General features: G+C 53.9%; 11 protein-coding genes, 1 pseudogene and 1 other annotated feature. Of the genes and pseudogenes, 5 read left to right on the forward strand and 7 right to left on the reverse strand.

Going from position 1 to position 15,656, the window contains the following annotated elements:
* The 3 genes and pseudogenes from thrA to O3W44_RS09970 all read right to left on the reverse strand — a co-directional run bounded on the left by thrA (nucleotide 1) and on the right by O3W44_RS09970 (nucleotide 3,501).
* Complete coding sequence (gene thrA, locus O3W44_RS09965; RefSeq protein ID WP_269292937.1) at nucleotides 1–2,463, reverse strand: bifunctional aspartate kinase/homoserine dehydrogenase I; 2,463 nt, start codon at nucleotides 2,461–2,463, stop codon at nucleotides 1–3.
* 25 nt (nucleotides 2,464–2,488) lie between these two features.
* Nucleotides 2,489–2,606, reverse strand: a sequence feature (Thr leader region).
* Nucleotides 2,545–2,613: a thr operon leader peptide gene (gene thrL / locus O3W44_RS24965; RefSeq protein ID WP_442954665.1), complete on the reverse strand. Its 69-nt coding sequence runs from the start codon at nucleotides 2,611–2,613 to the stop codon at nucleotides 2,545–2,547. It overlaps the preceding feature by 62 nt.
* Before the next feature lie 185 nt (nucleotides 2,614–2,798).
* A pseudogene (locus O3W44_RS09970) lies at nucleotides 2,799–3,501 on the reverse strand (tRNA/rRNA methyltransferase).
* A 596-nt stretch (nucleotides 3,502–4,097) separates the two neighbouring features.
* Between O3W44_RS09970 and arcA the strand changes: the two are divergent.
* Nucleotides 4,098–4,814 (forward strand): two-component system response regulator ArcA, encoded by a 717-nt coding sequence (gene arcA / locus O3W44_RS09975; RefSeq protein WP_215847679.1) that lies wholly within the window; start codon nucleotides 4,098–4,100, stop codon nucleotides 4,812–4,814.
* 46 nt (nucleotides 4,815–4,860) lie between these two features.
* On the opposite strand, the gene creA is transcribed toward arcA, so the two are convergent.
* Complete coding sequence (gene creA / locus O3W44_RS09980) at nucleotides 4,861–5,334, reverse strand: protein CreA (protein ID WP_269292938.1); 474 nt, start codon at nucleotides 5,332–5,334, stop codon at nucleotides 4,861–4,863.
* 198 nt (nucleotides 5,335–5,532) lie between these two features.
* Here creA and robA point away from each other — a divergent pair, with 198 nt between their 5' ends.
* Entirely contained in the window at nucleotides 5,533–6,411 is an 879-nt protein-coding gene (gene robA / locus O3W44_RS09985) for an MDR efflux pump AcrAB transcriptional activator RobA (RefSeq protein WP_269292939.1), read from the forward strand.
* Between the two features lie 42 nt (nucleotides 6,412–6,453).
* On the opposite strand, the gene gpmB is transcribed toward robA, so the two are convergent.
* Nucleotides 6,454–7,101, reverse strand: coding sequence for a 2,3-diphosphoglycerate-dependent phosphoglycerate mutase GpmB (gene gpmB, locus O3W44_RS09990; RefSeq protein ID WP_269292940.1), 648 nt, complete (start codon nucleotides 7,099–7,101; stop codon nucleotides 6,454–6,456).
* Nucleotides 7,102–7,161: 60 nt separating this feature from the next.
* On the opposite strand from gpmB, the gene yjjX reads away from it, so the two are divergent.
* Nucleotides 7,162–7,680, forward strand: a complete 519-nt coding sequence (yjjX, locus tag O3W44_RS09995; protein ID WP_269292941.1) for an inosine/xanthosine triphosphatase — start codon at nucleotides 7,162–7,164, stop codon at nucleotides 7,678–7,680.
* On the opposite strand, the gene trpR is transcribed toward yjjX, so the two are convergent.
* The gene (trpR, locus tag O3W44_RS10000; protein WP_269292942.1) at nucleotides 7,681–8,001 is read right to left on the reverse strand and encodes a trp operon repressor; all 321 of its coding nucleotides are present in this window, start codon (nucleotides 7,999–8,001) and stop codon (nucleotides 7,681–7,683) included.
* 44 nt (nucleotides 8,002–8,045) lie between these two features.
* Entirely contained in the window at nucleotides 8,046–9,965 is a 1,920-nt protein-coding gene (gene sltY, locus O3W44_RS10005) for a murein transglycosylase (protein WP_269292943.1), read from the reverse strand.
* Between the two features lie 268 nt (nucleotides 9,966–10,233).
* On the opposite strand from sltY, the gene atzF reads away from it, so the two are divergent.
* A complete protein-coding gene (gene atzF / locus O3W44_RS10010) occupies nucleotides 10,234–12,030 on the forward strand; it encodes an allophanate hydrolase (protein ID WP_269292944.1) in 1,797 nt (598 codons plus the stop codon).
* Between the two features lie 3 nt (nucleotides 12,031–12,033).
* The gene (uca, locus tag O3W44_RS10015) at nucleotides 12,034–15,651 is read left to right on the forward strand and encodes an urea carboxylase (RefSeq protein ID WP_269292945.1); all 3,618 of its coding nucleotides are present in this window, start codon (nucleotides 12,034–12,036) and stop codon (nucleotides 15,649–15,651) included.
* The last annotated feature ends 5 nt before the right edge of the window (nucleotides 15,652–15,656 follow it).

Consider the following 15,656-nt stretch of genomic DNA (forward strand, 5'->3'; position numbering starts at 1 on the left):
TTAAACTCCCAACTTCCACGACAGCGTGCGCAGCAGATCGGCGAATACCCCGGCTGCCGTCACATCATTTCCCGCACCGTATCCGCGTAATACCAGCGGAATGGGTTGATAGTAGCGGCTGTAAAACGCCAGCGCGTTCTCGCCATTTTTAACTTTGTAGAGTGGATCATTGCCATCTACGGCATCGATTTTTACCCTGCATACGCCGCCTTCTTCGATAGCGCCAACGAAGCGTAACACTTTACCTTCGTCACGCGCTTTCGCTACCCGTGCCGCAAAGGCGTTATCCAGTTCCGGCAGACGCTGCATAAACGCTTCGACATCTTTAATCCCGGTCAGGCTTTCGCTTAACAGCGGTTCGATTTCAATGTCACTCAGCTCCAGCTGATAACCCGCTTCACGAGCCAGAATCAGCAGTTTACGTGCCACATCGGTGCCGGAGAGATCATCACGCGGATCGGGTTCAGTGAAGCCCATCTCACGCGCCATTTTGGTTGCTTCGGAGAGAGATATGCCCTCATCCAGCTTACCGAAAATAAACGACAGCGAACCTGAAAGAATGCCGGAAAACTTAATCAGTTCATCCCCCGCGTTAAGCAGGTTTTGCAGGTTTTCAATTACCGGCAGGCCCGCCCCCACGTTAGTGTCATAGAGGAATTTACGGCGCGATTTTGCCGCAGCGGCACGCATTTGCTGGTAATAATTCCATGACGAGGTATTGGCCTTTTTATTAGGTGTCACCACGTGGAAACCATCGGCGAGGAAATCAGCATACTGATCGGCAACCGCCTGGCTTGAAGTACAGTCAACAATCACCGGATTAAGTAAGTGATACTCTTTAACCAGGCGAATCAGGCGTCCCAGATTAAAAGGCTCTTTGGCTTCGCTCAGTGCCGCTTTCCAGTTGCTTAAATCAACACCGTGCACGTTAGTTAACAACGCTCGCGAGTTAGCGATACCGCAAACGCGCAGATCGATATGTTTTTTCTTCAGCCACGCCTGCTGGCGATGCAATTGATCGAGCAATGCCCCACCCACACCGCCAACGCCCACCACGAACACTTCAATGACCTGATCGGTCGCAAACAGCATTTGATGAACCACGCGTACGCCAGTTGTCACATCATCGTTGTTTATCACCACGGAAATTGAACGTTCAGACGATCCTTGCGCAATCGCGACGATATTGATGTTGGCGCGCGCCAGCGCCGAGAAGAATTTGGCCGAGATGCCACGCAAAGTGCGCATGCCATCGCCCACCACAGAGATCACCGCCAGCTCCTCAATCACATCCAAAGGATCGAGCAATCCGTCTTTTAGCTCCAGATAGAATTCGTCTTCCAGTACGCGACGCGCACGCGCCTGCTCACTCTGGGGAACGCAGAAGCTGATGCTGTATTCAGAAGAGGACTGGGTAATCAATACCACGGAAATACCGGTACGCGACATGGCGGCAAATACGCGAGCCGCCATGCCGATCATTCCTTTCATACCTGGGCCGGAGACGTTGAACATCGCCATGTTATTCAGGTTGGTAATGCCTTTTACCGGCATGTCATCCTGCACGCTTTCGCCACCAATTAAGGTGCCCGGTGCCTGGGGATTGGCGGTATTTTTAATCAGGCAGGGGATCTGGAACTGGGCAATCGGGGCGATGGTACGGGGATGCAGCACTTTTGCGCCAAAGTAGGACAGCTCCATCGCTTCCTGGTAAGACATCGATTTGAGCAGGCGCGCATCAGGCACCTGACGCGGATCGCAGGTATAAACGCCATCAACATCGGTCCAGATTTCACAGCAGTCGGCGCGTAAACAAGCGGCTAACACGGCCGCTGAATAATCTGAGCCGTTGCGGCCCAGCACCACCAGCTCGCCGCGCTCGTTTCCGGCGGTGAAACCCGCCATCAAAATCATGTTATCGACCGGAATGCGGCTGGCATCAATACGCCGGGTAGATTCAGCGATATCAACAGTGGATTCAAGATAATGTCCAACCGCCAGAAGTTTTTCGACCGGGTCAATGACGCTGACACCCCATCCCCGCGCCTGCAGCAGTGCTTCCATAATCGCAATGGAGAGTTTTTCACCCCGACAGATAATGGCAGCATTGACGCTGTCCGGACACTGTCCCAGCAGGCTGATGCCATGAAGCACCTGCTTTAGCTGGGCAAATTCTACATCAACGCGGGTTTTCAGACGGTCATAATCAAAGCCCGGTTGCGCATCGGCTAAGCCGCGTAACAGATCAGCAAAAATGCGCTCGGCATCGCTGATATTCGGCACGGCATCCTGGCCACTGATGGTCTTTTCGATCATCGCCACCAAATGATTGGTGATTTTGGCTGGTGCTGAGAGCACGGTTGCAACCTGTCCCTGCTGCGCATTACTTTCCAGAATGTCGGCTACACGCAGAAACCGTTCCGCATTAGCCACCGAAGTCCCGCCGAATTTCAGCACTCGCATGATGTAAACTCTCCTGAATTTGAGCCGAAAAAAAGCCCGCACTGGTCAGGTGCGGGCTTTTTTCTGTTTTTCCTGTATGCGTCAGCCCGCACCGTTACCTGTGGTAATGGTGGTGGTAATAATTGTGTTGTTCAGGCTGAAGTTACGCATTTAGATTTATTTCTGTCTGTCTTTGTTTGTCCGTCTGCCTTCCAGAAGTAAAGCAAAGTGCGGGTTAAGTCAACGAATTTGTCGATTATGTCATTTGGGGTCAATGCGCACATTTTCGTTATCTGAAAAAAACCTGAGCAGATCGTTTGTGCTAGCCTGATTCCCTACGATCTGTGGCTAAAAAATCATGCTTTTCCCGATGATTTATCTATAAGTTTTTTTCTATGTCATGAAGCAGACGGTGAAGCATGGCGCTGTCGCGCTGTTCGAGCAAACCGATGCGTTGATTAATCCAGTCCGACATTTTCTCGTCATCACTGACATCCAGTTGCACCATTAGCTGCTGAAGTCGTTGGCGCAACGCTTTTAACTGCTGAGCATCCGCCTGCTGCACGACAGGCGCGGCAACCTGATTAAGCGCCGAAAGCTGATAGCAATACACCATCACCGCCTGCCCTAAATTAAGCGAAGGGTAATCATTGGCCATCGGAATACCGGTGAGCAGGTCAACCTGATCCAACTCTTCGTTAGTCAGCCCGCTATCTTCACGACCAAAAACCAATGCCACGCTGTTTACCCACTGGCGCTTTTCCTGAAGTTGCGTTTCAACCTGTGCTGGCGTTGCGTAATAGCGAAACCTGGCGCGACTGCGTGCCGTTGTCGCTACAGAGAAGTCAATGTCTGCCAGCGCATCCGCCAGGGTGTCAAAGGTTTGCACATTATCGAGAATCTCCCCGCACCGTGCGCCACGCGCCGTGCAGCGGGATCTTGCCACGCATCGCTGGCAACAATACGCAGTTCGCTAAATCCCATGGTTTTCATTGCGCGGGCGGCAGCACCGATATTTTCTGCCCGGGCGGGCGAAACTAAAATCAGGGGGAAACGCATGATAATTCCATTAGTTTATTAATATTCCGCCATAGAGTAACACGTCGATGCGATCCTGAGCGGCATAGCCGTTTAAGAAAAGACAATGTTAATAATGTTAAAACTTATAAAAATAGCGGGTATGGCAAAATTTACTCACTGGCGAGGCATAAGTATAAAAAATAACATAAAACCCTTAAATTTCAGCTTAATGAAATATTAATCCCCAAAGGTTTCTGTTATTTAACCACCCAATGAAAATGTAGCAAAAATGCTGCTTTTTGTGAGCTAAGCAGGCATTCTAAGAGAAGTTTTTCACAAAAGTGTTAACGTGCTACAATTGCACTTGATATAAGTCAACGAAGCGTTGTTTTTATGCTTATCGGATGTTGTTGGTGCTGTTAGGTTGCTGTTAATGCAGTTAGGATATGTGCCATCCCGGGGCATGCAATTTTCATCCTGACTGGCTGAGCTAACACTGTTGTTGACGTTGATTGAAAGTTTATCAAAACATAATTTCGTACAACGGTTCAGCGCACTATGTCGCTCTCTACACGGAACGAATAACCGCTGTACGCCCTGTTTTCGATTTGTTGGCAAATTTTAGGTAGCGAAATATGCAGACCCCGCACATTCTTATCGTTGAAGACGAACTGGTCACGCGTAACACCCTCAAAAGCATATTTGAGGCTGAAGGTTATGTGGTGTATGAAGCGACCGATGGTGCCGAAATGCACCAGGTACTGACCGACAATGACGTCAATTTAGTGATTATGGACATCAACCTGCCTGGCAAAAATGGCCTTCTGCTGGCGCGCGAGTTGCGTGAACAGGCAAACGTAGCACTGATGTTTCTGACCGGTCGTGATAACGAAGTAGATAAAATTCTTGGCCTGGAAATCGGCGCGGATGATTACATCACCAAACCGTTTAATCCACGTGAACTGACCATCCGTGCGCGCAACTTACTGTCACGCACCATGAATCTGGCGCTGCCAAGCGAAGAACGTCGCCAGGTTGAAGATTATAAATTCAACGGCTGGACGCTGGATATTAACAGCCGTTCACTAATCAACCCGAACGGCGAACAGTATAAGCTGCCGCGTAGTGAATTCCGCGCCATGCTGCATTTCTGCGAAAATCCAGGCAAAATTCAAACCCGTGCCGATCTGCTGAAAAAGATGACGGGACGCGAGTTGAAGCCGCATGACCGCACAGTGGATGTCACTATTCGTCGTATCCGTAAGCACTTTGAATCAACGCCGGATACGCCAGAAATCATCGCCACTATCCACGGTGAAGGCTATCGCTTCTGCGGTGACCTGGAAGATTAAAATCCTCTTCAAAACAAAAAAGCGCCCGGTCGGGCGTTTTTTTACCTTAATGCCACGGCATAATCGGCACGGCACTCAGTGCATTCTTAGGTGAACCTTCTACCACTTTATCTGAGTAGGTCAGATAGACTAAAGCGTTGCGCTTTTTATCAAAGAAGCGTACAACCTGCAGCTTCTTGAAAATCAACGATGTGCGTTTACGGAATACGACTTCGCCCTGCGCGCTGCCTTGGGCAATCTTGTCACTCAGCGCCACTGGGCCGACCTGCTGACAAGAAATAGCTGCGTCGGATGTGTCTTCCGCCAGGCCTAATCCACCCTTGATACCGCCGGTTTTTGCCCGGCTGATATAACAGGTTACATTTTTGACGTCTGGATCGTCGAAGGCTTCCACCACGATCTTATGATCGGGACCAAACATCTTGAAAACCGTATCAACTGAGCCAATCTCCTCGGCAAATAACGGGTTGGAAAATGTCATTGCAGTGACGGCGGCGATGAGAAGGCGAGATATTGTCATGGAGTTACCATTGCAAACGTAATAGATGAGAATGTAATGTACTGGCAATTGCCCAGATTGACCAAACCATAACGGGTAAAAACCCGCATTGATGTAGCACAAGCATTCCGAATGAAACTGCCCACGCCTTTTGAGCAATTAGTGCTATTATTCGTCGACTGCGTTTAGCTGCGCCACCAGAGTGTATGAGGATGTTTTATGGACCAAGCCGGTATCATTCGCGATTTGCTTGTCTGGCTGGAGAGCCATCTGGATCAGCCGCTTTCGCTGGATAATGTTGCCCTGAAAGCAGGCTACTCTAAGTGGCATTTACAACGTATGTTCAAAGATGTCACCGGACACGCAATTGGTGCCTATATCCGTGCACGACGTCTGTCAAAAGCTGCCGTGGCGCTGCGCCTGACCAGTCGCCCTATTTTAGATATTGCTCTGCAATACCGTTTTGATTCACAACAAACTTTTACCCGCGCGTTCAAAAAACAGTTTAATCAAACCCCTGCGTGGTATCGCCGTTCATCAGACTGGAACTCCTACGGCATTCGACCGCCGATTCGCCTCAACGATGAGAAGCAGCCAGAGCCGAATTTTGTCACCCTGCCAGAAACCGTGCTGGTGGGTCAAACGCAGAACTACACCTGCACGCTGGAACAGATCTCCAGCTACCGTGATGAAATGCGCATCCATTTCTGGAAACAGTTTTTGCTGGAAACCGACACCGTGCCGCCCGTGCTGTATGGTTTACATCAGGTACGTGCCAGCCAGGACAAAGATGATGAACAAGAGATCCTTTACACCACCGCCGTGCCTGCCGATAACGCCATCAACATGCATTCGGGACAGAGTGTGATTCTGGAAGCGGGTGATTATGTACAGTTCACCTATACCGGGCCGCGCGTAGAGTTGCAGGAATTCATTCTGATGTTATATGGCACCTGTATGCCGACGCTTGGCCTGACACGGCGTCAGGGCCAGGATATTGAGCGTTTCTTTACCCACGGCGGCAAAAAACGAAGCGAGCCGCCCACAGAGATCCGCTGCGAATATCTGATCCCTATTCGCCGTCAGCCGACAAGTTAATACAAAAATGCCGTCACGATGACGGCATTTTTAATTTGCGTTTTAGCGTTGCAACTCATCGAGCGCAGGTGCATCCAGATGAGAAACGTCGCCAGCGGTTTCAACGACCCAACCTTTAGCCAGCCAGGCACTTTGTTGATGATCGACACGCGAAATTGAGCAGTTACGCAACCGCAACCGACGTTCAGCATGAGCCGGAAGGCCGAGAATGGTGCTCACCAGTACGCCCAGCGCCATACCGTGGCTCACAAGCAGCGGACGGCTGCCAGCGGGCAATGACAGGCAGGCATTTAGCGCCTCATGCATGCGCTCCGCCATTTCCGACATCGATTCCCCGTCAGGAATGCGACCCGCTTCAGTGCCATTGACCAGTGTCGCGCGCCAGGCCTCTTCTTCTGCCGTCAGTCCGTCCAGTGGCCGTTTTTCCAGCACGCCCATGTTGAGTTCGCGCAGGCGCGGATCCAGCGTGACCGTACAACCGCACGCATCAGCAATAATTTCTGCCGTGCGGCGCGTTCGCCCCAGATCGCTGGAAATAACATGCGTAATACCTAAACCTTTAACACGTTCGCCCACCTGATGAGCCTGTTGTTCACCTTTTTCCGTCAGCGGACTGTCGGACTGACCCTGAATGCGTCGCTCCGCATTCCATACCGTTTCACCGTGACGAACAAGATAGACCTGTAGCATGCTTAGTTTCCGTTATACTGCGACAAAAATTGCCTTAATCACTCAAGGGTTCAATCAATTATGTACCATGTTGTCGCAGCCACTATCAACCCAGCAAAGATCCGCGCGATTGCACAAGCGTTCAACGACGTATTCGGCGAAGGATCCTGCCATATCGAAGGGGTCGAGGTCGATAGCGGCGTGGCAGCACAGCCGTTAACAAATCTTGAAACGCGAACTGGCGCACGCCAGCGGGTGATGAATGCGCGTCAGGTTCGACCAGAAGCAGACTTTTGGGTCGCAATTGAGGCGGGTATTGAAGAAGATTGCGCCTTCGCCTGGATGGTCATAGAGAACCAGAAACAGCGCGGTGAATCGCGCTCGGCCAGTTTTACCCTGCCGCCGGTGGTTATGGAAGGATTACGCGCCGGGCGCGAACTGGGAGTAGAGATGGCGCGCCTGACTGGCGTGGAAAACATCAAACACAAAGGTGGCGCGATTGGCGCGTTTACAAACGGTTTGCTGAGTCGTTCAAGCGTTTATCATCAGGCGCTGATTTTAGCATTGTGTCCCTTCACTCACCCTTTCTATCAGCAATAATCAGGCGCGTCCCAGATGCGCTTCCAGCCAGCGTTTTAGCTCTGGCGGCGCCTCTTTCAGACTGTTTGAACCCCGGGTGATGGTGGCAATACCAACGCCGAGCGCGTTCTTCAGCTCGCGCTGGCTCATCTCACCGCTCATCAGCTCCTCGATAATACGCAACCGCGTACCAAACGCCTCGCGTTCATCGGGCGTCATCATCAGCTGCATCAACGGCAGCGCATGGCCCTGGGCAAAGGCTTGCTGCATCAGATCAACAAAGCGCAGCCAGTTATCCTCTGAAGGATTGACAGGGGTTGAAGAACCAAAAGAGTGGGTCATGAAAGGCTTCCGTACTCGCTAAAGAGTACGGAAGCTTAACACAGTCAGTAACGGCGATTCCACTCACCCTCTGACAGGATGTCATCCGGCTGCCCCATAAAGTGACGATAGTACGCGTCGTAGGCCAGCACGTTCTTCACATAACCACGTGTCTCTGAAAACGGAATGGTCTCGATAAACGCCACTGCATCCAGATTACCTGCGCTGGTTTTTTGCCAGCTCCGTACCCGGCCAGGGCCAGCATTATATGCCGCCGAAGCAAAAATACGGTTCTGACCAAACTGCTGATACACATATTCAAGATATTGGGTTCCTATCTTGATATTGGTTTGTGGATCAAACAGTTGGATGGTATTGACGTAGCCGGGGATGTTATACATTTTCACGGTATGCGTTGCCGTTCCCGGCATGATTTGCATCAAACCGCTGGCTCCCACCGGTGAGCGCGCTTTTGGATTCCAGGCGCTTTCCTGGCGGGAGATCGCCATCGCATAGCTTTGGGGAATGCCTTTATCGCGGGTGTATTGCTGATACACACTCTGCCAGGCCAGCGGGAAACGCTCTTTCAGGCTATCCCACATTTTTGCCGTAATGGTGGCTTGCACGCTGAGATCCCACCAGCCCTGCTCGTTAGCATAGCGCGCCAGCATCTGCTGCTGCACATGCGTTCTGCTGGCGATAAGGTTGGCCCATTCGCTGCGCGCCAGGTTATCAAGTCCCCAATACATTAATTCTCTTACCCGAGCCAGTTCGGCCCCCTGCGCGGTGGTACTGTCTGGCGCAGGCGCTTTATCGACCTGAAGCGGGTAACGCTCGCCTAAACGCTGAGCGGCGACCATGGGATAAAAGCCACGCTGCTGCATTAGCTGACGTAAAATCTCTTCAGCTTCCTCTTTACGACCTTGTGAAAACAGCAAATCCGCTTGCCAGTATTGCCACTCATCTTTCTCTTTGGCTTCCACCGGCAGACGCGCAATCCAGGTATTCAGGCCACGCCGATCGTGTTCGCTCAGCGCCAGCCGCACCCGTCGCTCCACCAGCGAGGTAGATTCACTGTTCATCACGACCGCATCACGCCAGCGCGCCTGCTCTGAGGTCAAATCGCTGCCCATCATGCGCCATACCACAATTTCTTTGAGTGCCTGCTCGTCCGCTGGCCCCATTTTTTGTGCACGCACCAGAATCGGGATCATGCTGCGCGCATTTTCCATGTCCTGGCGAGCAACACGGGTAAACGCATAGATTGTTGCCTGCCGCGTGAAATCAGTTGGACCCACTGCGTTGGCAAACGTCGTTACGCTCAACGGCTCCCGCTGCAAGGCCAGCACTGCATCTGCCATGGTTTGATAATCGGATGGCAGCATTTTTGCCAGATAGTTGACCAGGCTGTCATTACCCGCTTTCATCGCCAGACGAATACGCTCAAGAATGGTAATTGGCGAAAGCTGACCTGAAGCCTGCCAGACGGAAAACAGCTTGTCGCAATCGTTCGGCAGTGCGGTGCCACGCAGCCAAATCTCTTTGGCCCCGGCAAACGCAGCCTGCTGCTGGCCGGTCGCCCATTTGGCGTAATACCAGTTACAGCGTGCCTGTACCGGTTTCGGTTCGGTTGGACTGAAGTAGAGCAGGCTTTGCCAGTCCTGCCGATGTGCCAGCACATTAACAAAGCGGGTACTGAGCGAGCGCGCAGGTGGCAAAGTCGGATATTGATCAATAAAATTCTTTACGACCAGACTGGCTTTTTGATCGAGATCTTGTGCCAGCAAACGATATTGCAGATACGGATAGAGTGGATAATCCTGTAGCGTGGGCAGCAGTTGCTCTACAGTCGCCATCTGATGGTTATCCCAGGCTTGTTTAATCTGTTGATAACGTTGCCGTTGTTGGTCCAGCGAGTCAGCCCATGCGCTGCCGGTCATACTGACCAGACAGATCCCTATCATCCAGTTGCGCCACTTCTCCACGTCTATCTCCTCTGTTTCGGGCTCCGGCTGCGTGCCAGACTTTCTTCATGCTAACCAGGGATTCCGCTCTTGCCACGTTCTTCACAAAATTTACGCAACATGACTCTGGGCGCACCGTCATTGCTCATGCTTTGCGCTGGAACTGTGCACTTTATCATCAGATAAACTTATCTCTGTACTGTTTATCCAGTGAAAACAGGTAATTAAAAAAGTGGCACAGCCTTTGCGTTACTGAATTCCATCTTGTATACCAGTTGGAATTCATTGTATGGCGTCGACAATTGGCCTGACTCTGAGTGAGTGGCAGCAGTGCTATCAGCAAGAACCGCAGCAGATCTATACCCTACTGGCTTCGCATCTTGAGGCGTTAAATCGCCAGGACAACGCCTGGATTTATCTGGCAACACCGGCACAGCTCAACGCACAGATTGAGCCGCTGCTGACCCGCTATCAGCGCAATCCCGCTGCGCTACCGCTATTTGGCGTGCCGTTTGCGGTGAAAGACAACATCGACGTGGCAGGCTGGCCAACCAGCGCCGCCTGTCCGGCCTTCACTTACACAGCCGAAAACGACGCATTTGTTGTGGCCCAGCTCAAAGCGGCTGGCGCAGTGGTGATAGGTAAAACCAACCTTGATCAATACGCAACCGGCCTGGTTGGCACCCGCTCCCCGTTTGGCGCGGTCTGTAATACCTTTGATCCTGCGTATGTCAGCGGCGGTTCCAGTTCTGGATCCGCCTCAGTGCTGGCACGCGGATTAGTGGGTTTTTCACTGGGAACAGATACCGCCGGTTCTGGCCGCGTTCCCGCCGGTTTCAACAATATAGTGGGCCTGAAACCCACTAAAGGATGGTTTTCAGCCAGTGGCGTCGTTCCCGCCTGCCGTTTGAATGACACTATTTCCGTGTTTGCCCTCACGGTGGAGGATGCCTTTACTGTCGCCAGCGTGGCGGGCGGTTACGATGCTGCCGATGCCTATTCGCGCGTGCATCCTCACACCGCGCCGGCCAGTATCAAAGCGCAGCCCGATTTTGCTATTCCGGCCAGTCCCGAATTTTTCAATGATGCCGCCGCCGAAGCGGCGTGGGATCAGGCACTCGAAGCGTTGCAGGCCAGCGGTGCAACGTTGCATCCCATTGATTTCACTCCCTTCCGGACGCTGGCTGAACAGCTCTATTATGGCCCCTGGGTCGCTGAGCGTACCGTTGCTGTCGGCGAGATGCTCCACCGCCCGCAAGAAATGGATCCTGTCGTGCACGGCATTGTTTCCAGCGGCCTGAAATACAGCGCCGTTGAGGCGTATCAGGCGGAATATCTGCGCGCTGAGCTGACGCGCCAGATTCAGCAAACGCTCGCACAGTTTGACGCGCTGATCGTGCCGACCTCCCCCACTATCCACACGCTGGAAGAGATGAAGCAGGAGCCGGTGCATTACAATTCGCACTTCGGCACCTACACCAATTTCACTAATCTGGCGGATCTCGCCGCGCTGGCACTACCGGCACCGTTTCGTCGTGATGGTTTACCCGCAGGTATCACCCTGATCGCCCCCGCCTGGCACGATCGCGCCCTGGCTGATTTTGGCCTGCGCTGGCAGCAGCAAATGGCGCTGCCGCTGGGTGCCACCGGCAAAGCACCGCCTGCTCAGCACACCCCGCTTTCACCCTCAGCCGATCATGTCCGGCTCGCCGTGGTGGGCGCCCACCTTACTGGCATGCCGCTCAACTATCAGCTCACTACACGCCAGGCGATATGGGCAGAGGAAACGCAGACCGCCAGCACCTATCGTCTGTTTGCCCTGCTTGATGGGCCGATCAAAAAGCCGGGGCTGATGCGTGCCGAACAGGGTGCCGCCATTACCGTTGAGCTGTGGGATATTCCGCTGGCACGCTTTGGCGAATTTGTTGCTGAGATCCCGCCGCCGCTGGGCATCGGCAGCCTGACACTGGCTGATGGACGTGTAGTGAAAGGCTTTATTTGCGAAGGCTCTGCGCTGAGCAACGCGCTGGAGATCACCGATTTTGGCGGCTGGCGTAACTGGCTCGCCTCGCAGGGGAGTAACTAAACCATGTTCAGTACCGTGTTGATCGCTAACCGTGGCGAAATTGCCTGCCGCGCCATTCGCACCCTGAAACGTCTCGGCGTAAAAAGTGTTGCGGTCTATTCCGATGCCGATCGCAATGCACAGCACGTCAAAGAGGCCGATATCGCCATCGCTTTAGGCGGTGATAAAGCCAGTGACAGTTATCTGCGCATCGATAAAATTCTGTCAGCCGCCCAGGCGAGTGGCGCAGAGGCAGTCTGGCCGGGCTACGGTTTTCTCTCTGAAAGCCTGCCGTTTGCCGACGCCTGTGAAAAAGCGGGTATTGTTTTTGTCGGCCCAACGGCGCAGCAGATTGGCGAGTTTGGCCTGAAACACCGGGCACGCGAACTGGCAGCCAGCGCCGGTGTGCCGATGACGCCCGGTACGTCGCTGCTGGCCACGCTCGATGAAGCCCTGAACGCCGCAGAGCAGATTGGCTATCCGGTGATGCTGAAAAGCACCGCGGGCGGCGGCGGCATTGGCCTGACGCGCTGCGTCGATGCCGGGGCGCTGTGTAACGCCTGGGAAAACGTGCGTCGCTCAGGCGAGCAATTTTTCAGTGATGCCGGAGTCTTTTTAGAACGCTGCATCGATCGCGCGCGCCATGTTGAAGTTCAGATTTTTGGCGATGGCAAAGGTACAGTCGTGGCGCTGGGCGAACGGGATTGCTCACTGCAACGCCGCAATCAGAAAGTGGTGGAAGAAACGCCGGCCCCGAATCTGCCACAGGCGACGCGCGACGCGCTGCTGGCCTCAGCGGTTCGCCTCGGCGAGTTAGTGAATTACCGCAGCGCCGGAACGGTGGAATACATTTACGATGCCGAACAGGACACCTTTTACTTTCTTGAAGTGAATACCCGCTTGCAGGTAGAGCATCCGGTCACGGAGTGCGTTACCGGTCTCGATTTAGTGGAGTGCATGCTAAAGGTTGCCGCAGGTGAAACCATCGACTGGACGCGCCTGCAACGCTCGCCGCAGGGCGCCGCGATTGAAGTACGGCTTTATGCAGAAGATCCGCTAAAAAATTTCCAGCCCGCTCCCGGCGTGTTTACAGATGTTAGTTTTCCTGACGGCGTGCGCATCGACAGCTGGATCACTACCGGCACTGAAGTCTCCAGCTTCTACGATCCGATGGTCGCCAAACTAATAGTGCATGCCGATAGCCGTGAAGCCGCCCTGCAAAAATTACAGACGGCGCTTAACGCCACGCAATTGCACGGCATCCCGACTAACCTCGACTATTTACGCCAGATTATCGCCACAGAAGAGTTCCGCAGTGGCAAGGTCTGGACACGTTATCTCGACAGCTTTACGCCTGCCGCCGCCGTGGTTGAAGTGCTGCAACCCGGCACATTCAGTTCTGTTCAGGATTATCCTGGCCGCCTCGGCTACTGGGATATTGGCGTGCCGCCTTCCGGCCCAATGGACGATTTTGCGTTCCGCCTGGCGAACCGCATTGTGGGGAACGATGCCGCCGCCGCCGGACTGGAGTTTACCTTGCAAGGCCCAACGCTGCGCTTTCACAGTCGCGCAACGATTGCGCTGACGGGTGCAGACTGTGCGGCGACGCTGGATGGCGAGCCTGTCAGTTACTGGCAGCCCGTCACGGTTAACGCAGGGCAGACGCTGGCGCTTGGTCGCGCACAAAGCGGATGCCGCAGTTACCTGGCGGTACGTAACGGTTTTGACGTGCCGGAATATCTCGGGAGTCGTTCAACGTTCTCGCTCGGTCAGTTTGGCGGTCATGCGGGTCGCATATTGCGCGTCGCCGATATGCTGCCAATTTCGCAGCCACATCTTGCCGCCTGCACGACTCCGGCTCCCGTCAGTGAGCCTCAGGCTCTGGATAACGCGCTGATCCCGCATTACGCCAGTGAATGGCGTATTGGCGTGCTCTACGGGCCACACGGCGCACCCGATTTTTTTACCCAGGCTGCCATTGATGAATTCTTTGCCAGCGACTGGCAGGTGCATTACAACTCCAACCGTCTTGGCGTACGCCTGGTGGGACCGAAACCGAGCTGGACTCGCGCTAACGGCGGCGAAGCGGGGCTGCATCCGTCTAACGTGCATGACTGCGAATACGCCATTGGCGCTGTCAATTTTACCGGTGATTTCCCGGTCATTCTCACTCACGACGGCCCCAGTCTCGGCGGTTTTGTCTGTCCGGTAACCATTGCCAGGGCGGAGCTGTGGAAAGTCGGCCAGGTAAAACCGGGCGATAAGATCCGCTTCCATCCTATCAGTGTGGATGAAGCCGTGGCGCTGGAAAAGGCGCAGATGCATGTCATTGACACGCTGCGTCCGGAACACGCCCCCTACTTTGCCGTGCCTTCCCTGGCGGAAACAGCCTTTGGCTCAGCCACTATTCTGGCCGCCATCGACGCCAGCGAAAGTACGCCGAAAGCGGTTTACCGCCAGGCAGGCGATAAATATGTCCTGATTGAATATGGCGATAACGTGCTGGATCTGGCGCTGCGCTTGCGTGTGCATCTGTTGATGAATGCGCTACGGCAACGTGCCGTATCGGGCATAGAAGAGTTATCACCCGGCGTTCGCTCGTTACAGGTGCGTTACGACAGCCGCCAGCTCAGTCAGTCGCAGCTCATGACGTTACTGCTGGAACTGGAAGCAACGCTCGGCGACGTCAGCACGCTGAAAGTACCGTCACGCATCGTCTGGATGCCAATGGCATTCGAAGACAGCGCCACCCTGGGTGCAGTGGAACGTTACCAGGAAACCGTGCGCGCCAGCGCGCCGTGGCTGCCAAATAACGTCGATTTTATCCAGCGCATTAACGGGTTAGCCAGCCGTGAAGCCGTACGGGATACCCTTTTTGAGGCCAGCTATCTCATTCTTGGTCTGGGCGACGTCTATCTTGGTGCGCCCTGTGCGGTGCCCGTCGATCCCCGCCATCGCCTGCTGAGCTCCAAATACAGCCCGGCCCGCACTTTTACCGCCGAAGGCACTGTCGGTATTGGCGGCATGTATATGTGTATCTACGGCATGGATTCTCCTGGCGGCTATCAGTTAGTGGGCCGCACGCTGCCCATCTGGAATAAATTCCTGAAAAACAGCCAGTTCACTGCTGATGAACCCTGGCTGCTGCGCTTCTTCGATCAGGTGCGTTTCTATCCGGTTAGCGAAGAAGAGCTTACCCGGTTACGCGACGATTTCCGTGAAGGTCGCGCGGCTATTCGTATTGAAGAGACGCTGTTTGATTTCGCCGCTCATCAGCAATTCCTCGCCGATCACGCTGAATCCATTGCAGCGTTCCGTCAGCGTCAGTCCGCTGCCTTTGAGCAGGAGGTGGCGCTGTGGGCGCAGGAGGAGCAGAGCGTCCCACTCGCCAGCGATGAAACGTTAACGGTGACTGAAGAAGAGAGCAGTGCGCTGGCGGTGCAGGCCGATATGAACGGCAACATCTGGAAAGTGCTGGTGCAGCCAGGAGATGAGATCGCTGCGGGACAACCTCTCATTATCGTTGAAGCGATGAAGATGGAGCTGGCCATTATTGCGCCTCAGGCGGGGCGCGTGAAGCGTATCGCTTGCCAGGCGGGCCGTCCGGTGAGTCCCGGCGACACCCTGCTGTGGCTGGAATAAGGAGC

The organism is Pantoea sp. LMR881, assembly GCF_027157825.1.
In the GTDB taxonomy this organism is placed as follows: Bacteria; Pseudomonadota; Gammaproteobacteria; order Enterobacterales; family Enterobacteriaceae; genus Pantoea; species Pantoea haifensis.

Bases quoted from the DNA above. Each gene is read 5' to 3' on its own strand.
- thrA (WP_269292937.1), bottom strand. From the start codon at position 2,463: ATGCGAGTGCTGAAATTCGGCGGGACTTCGGTGGCTAATGCGGAACGG.
- arcA (WP_215847679.1), top strand. From the start codon at position 4,098: ATGCAGACCCCGCACATTCTTATCGTTGAAGACGAACTGGTCACGCGT.
- creA (WP_269292938.1), bottom strand. From the start codon at position 5,334: ATGACAATATCTCGCCTTCTCATCGCCGCCGTCACTGCAATGACATTT.
- robA (WP_269292939.1), top strand. From the start codon at position 5,533: ATGGACCAAGCCGGTATCATTCGCGATTTGCTTGTCTGGCTGGAGAGC.
- gpmB (WP_269292940.1), bottom strand. From the start codon at position 7,101: ATGCTACAGGTCTATCTTGTTCGTCACGGTGAAACGGTATGGAATGCG.
- yjjX (WP_269292941.1), top strand. From the start codon at position 7,162: ATGTACCATGTTGTCGCAGCCACTATCAACCCAGCAAAGATCCGCGCG.
- trpR (WP_269292942.1), bottom strand. From the start codon at position 8,001: ATGACCCACTCTTTTGGTTCTTCAACCCCTGTCAATCCTTCAGAGGAT.
- atzF (WP_269292944.1), top strand. From the start codon at position 10,234: ATGGCGTCGACAATTGGCCTGACTCTGAGTGAGTGGCAGCAGTGCTAT.
- uca (WP_269292945.1), top strand. From the start codon at position 12,034: ATGTTCAGTACCGTGTTGATCGCTAACCGTGGCGAAATTGCCTGCCGC.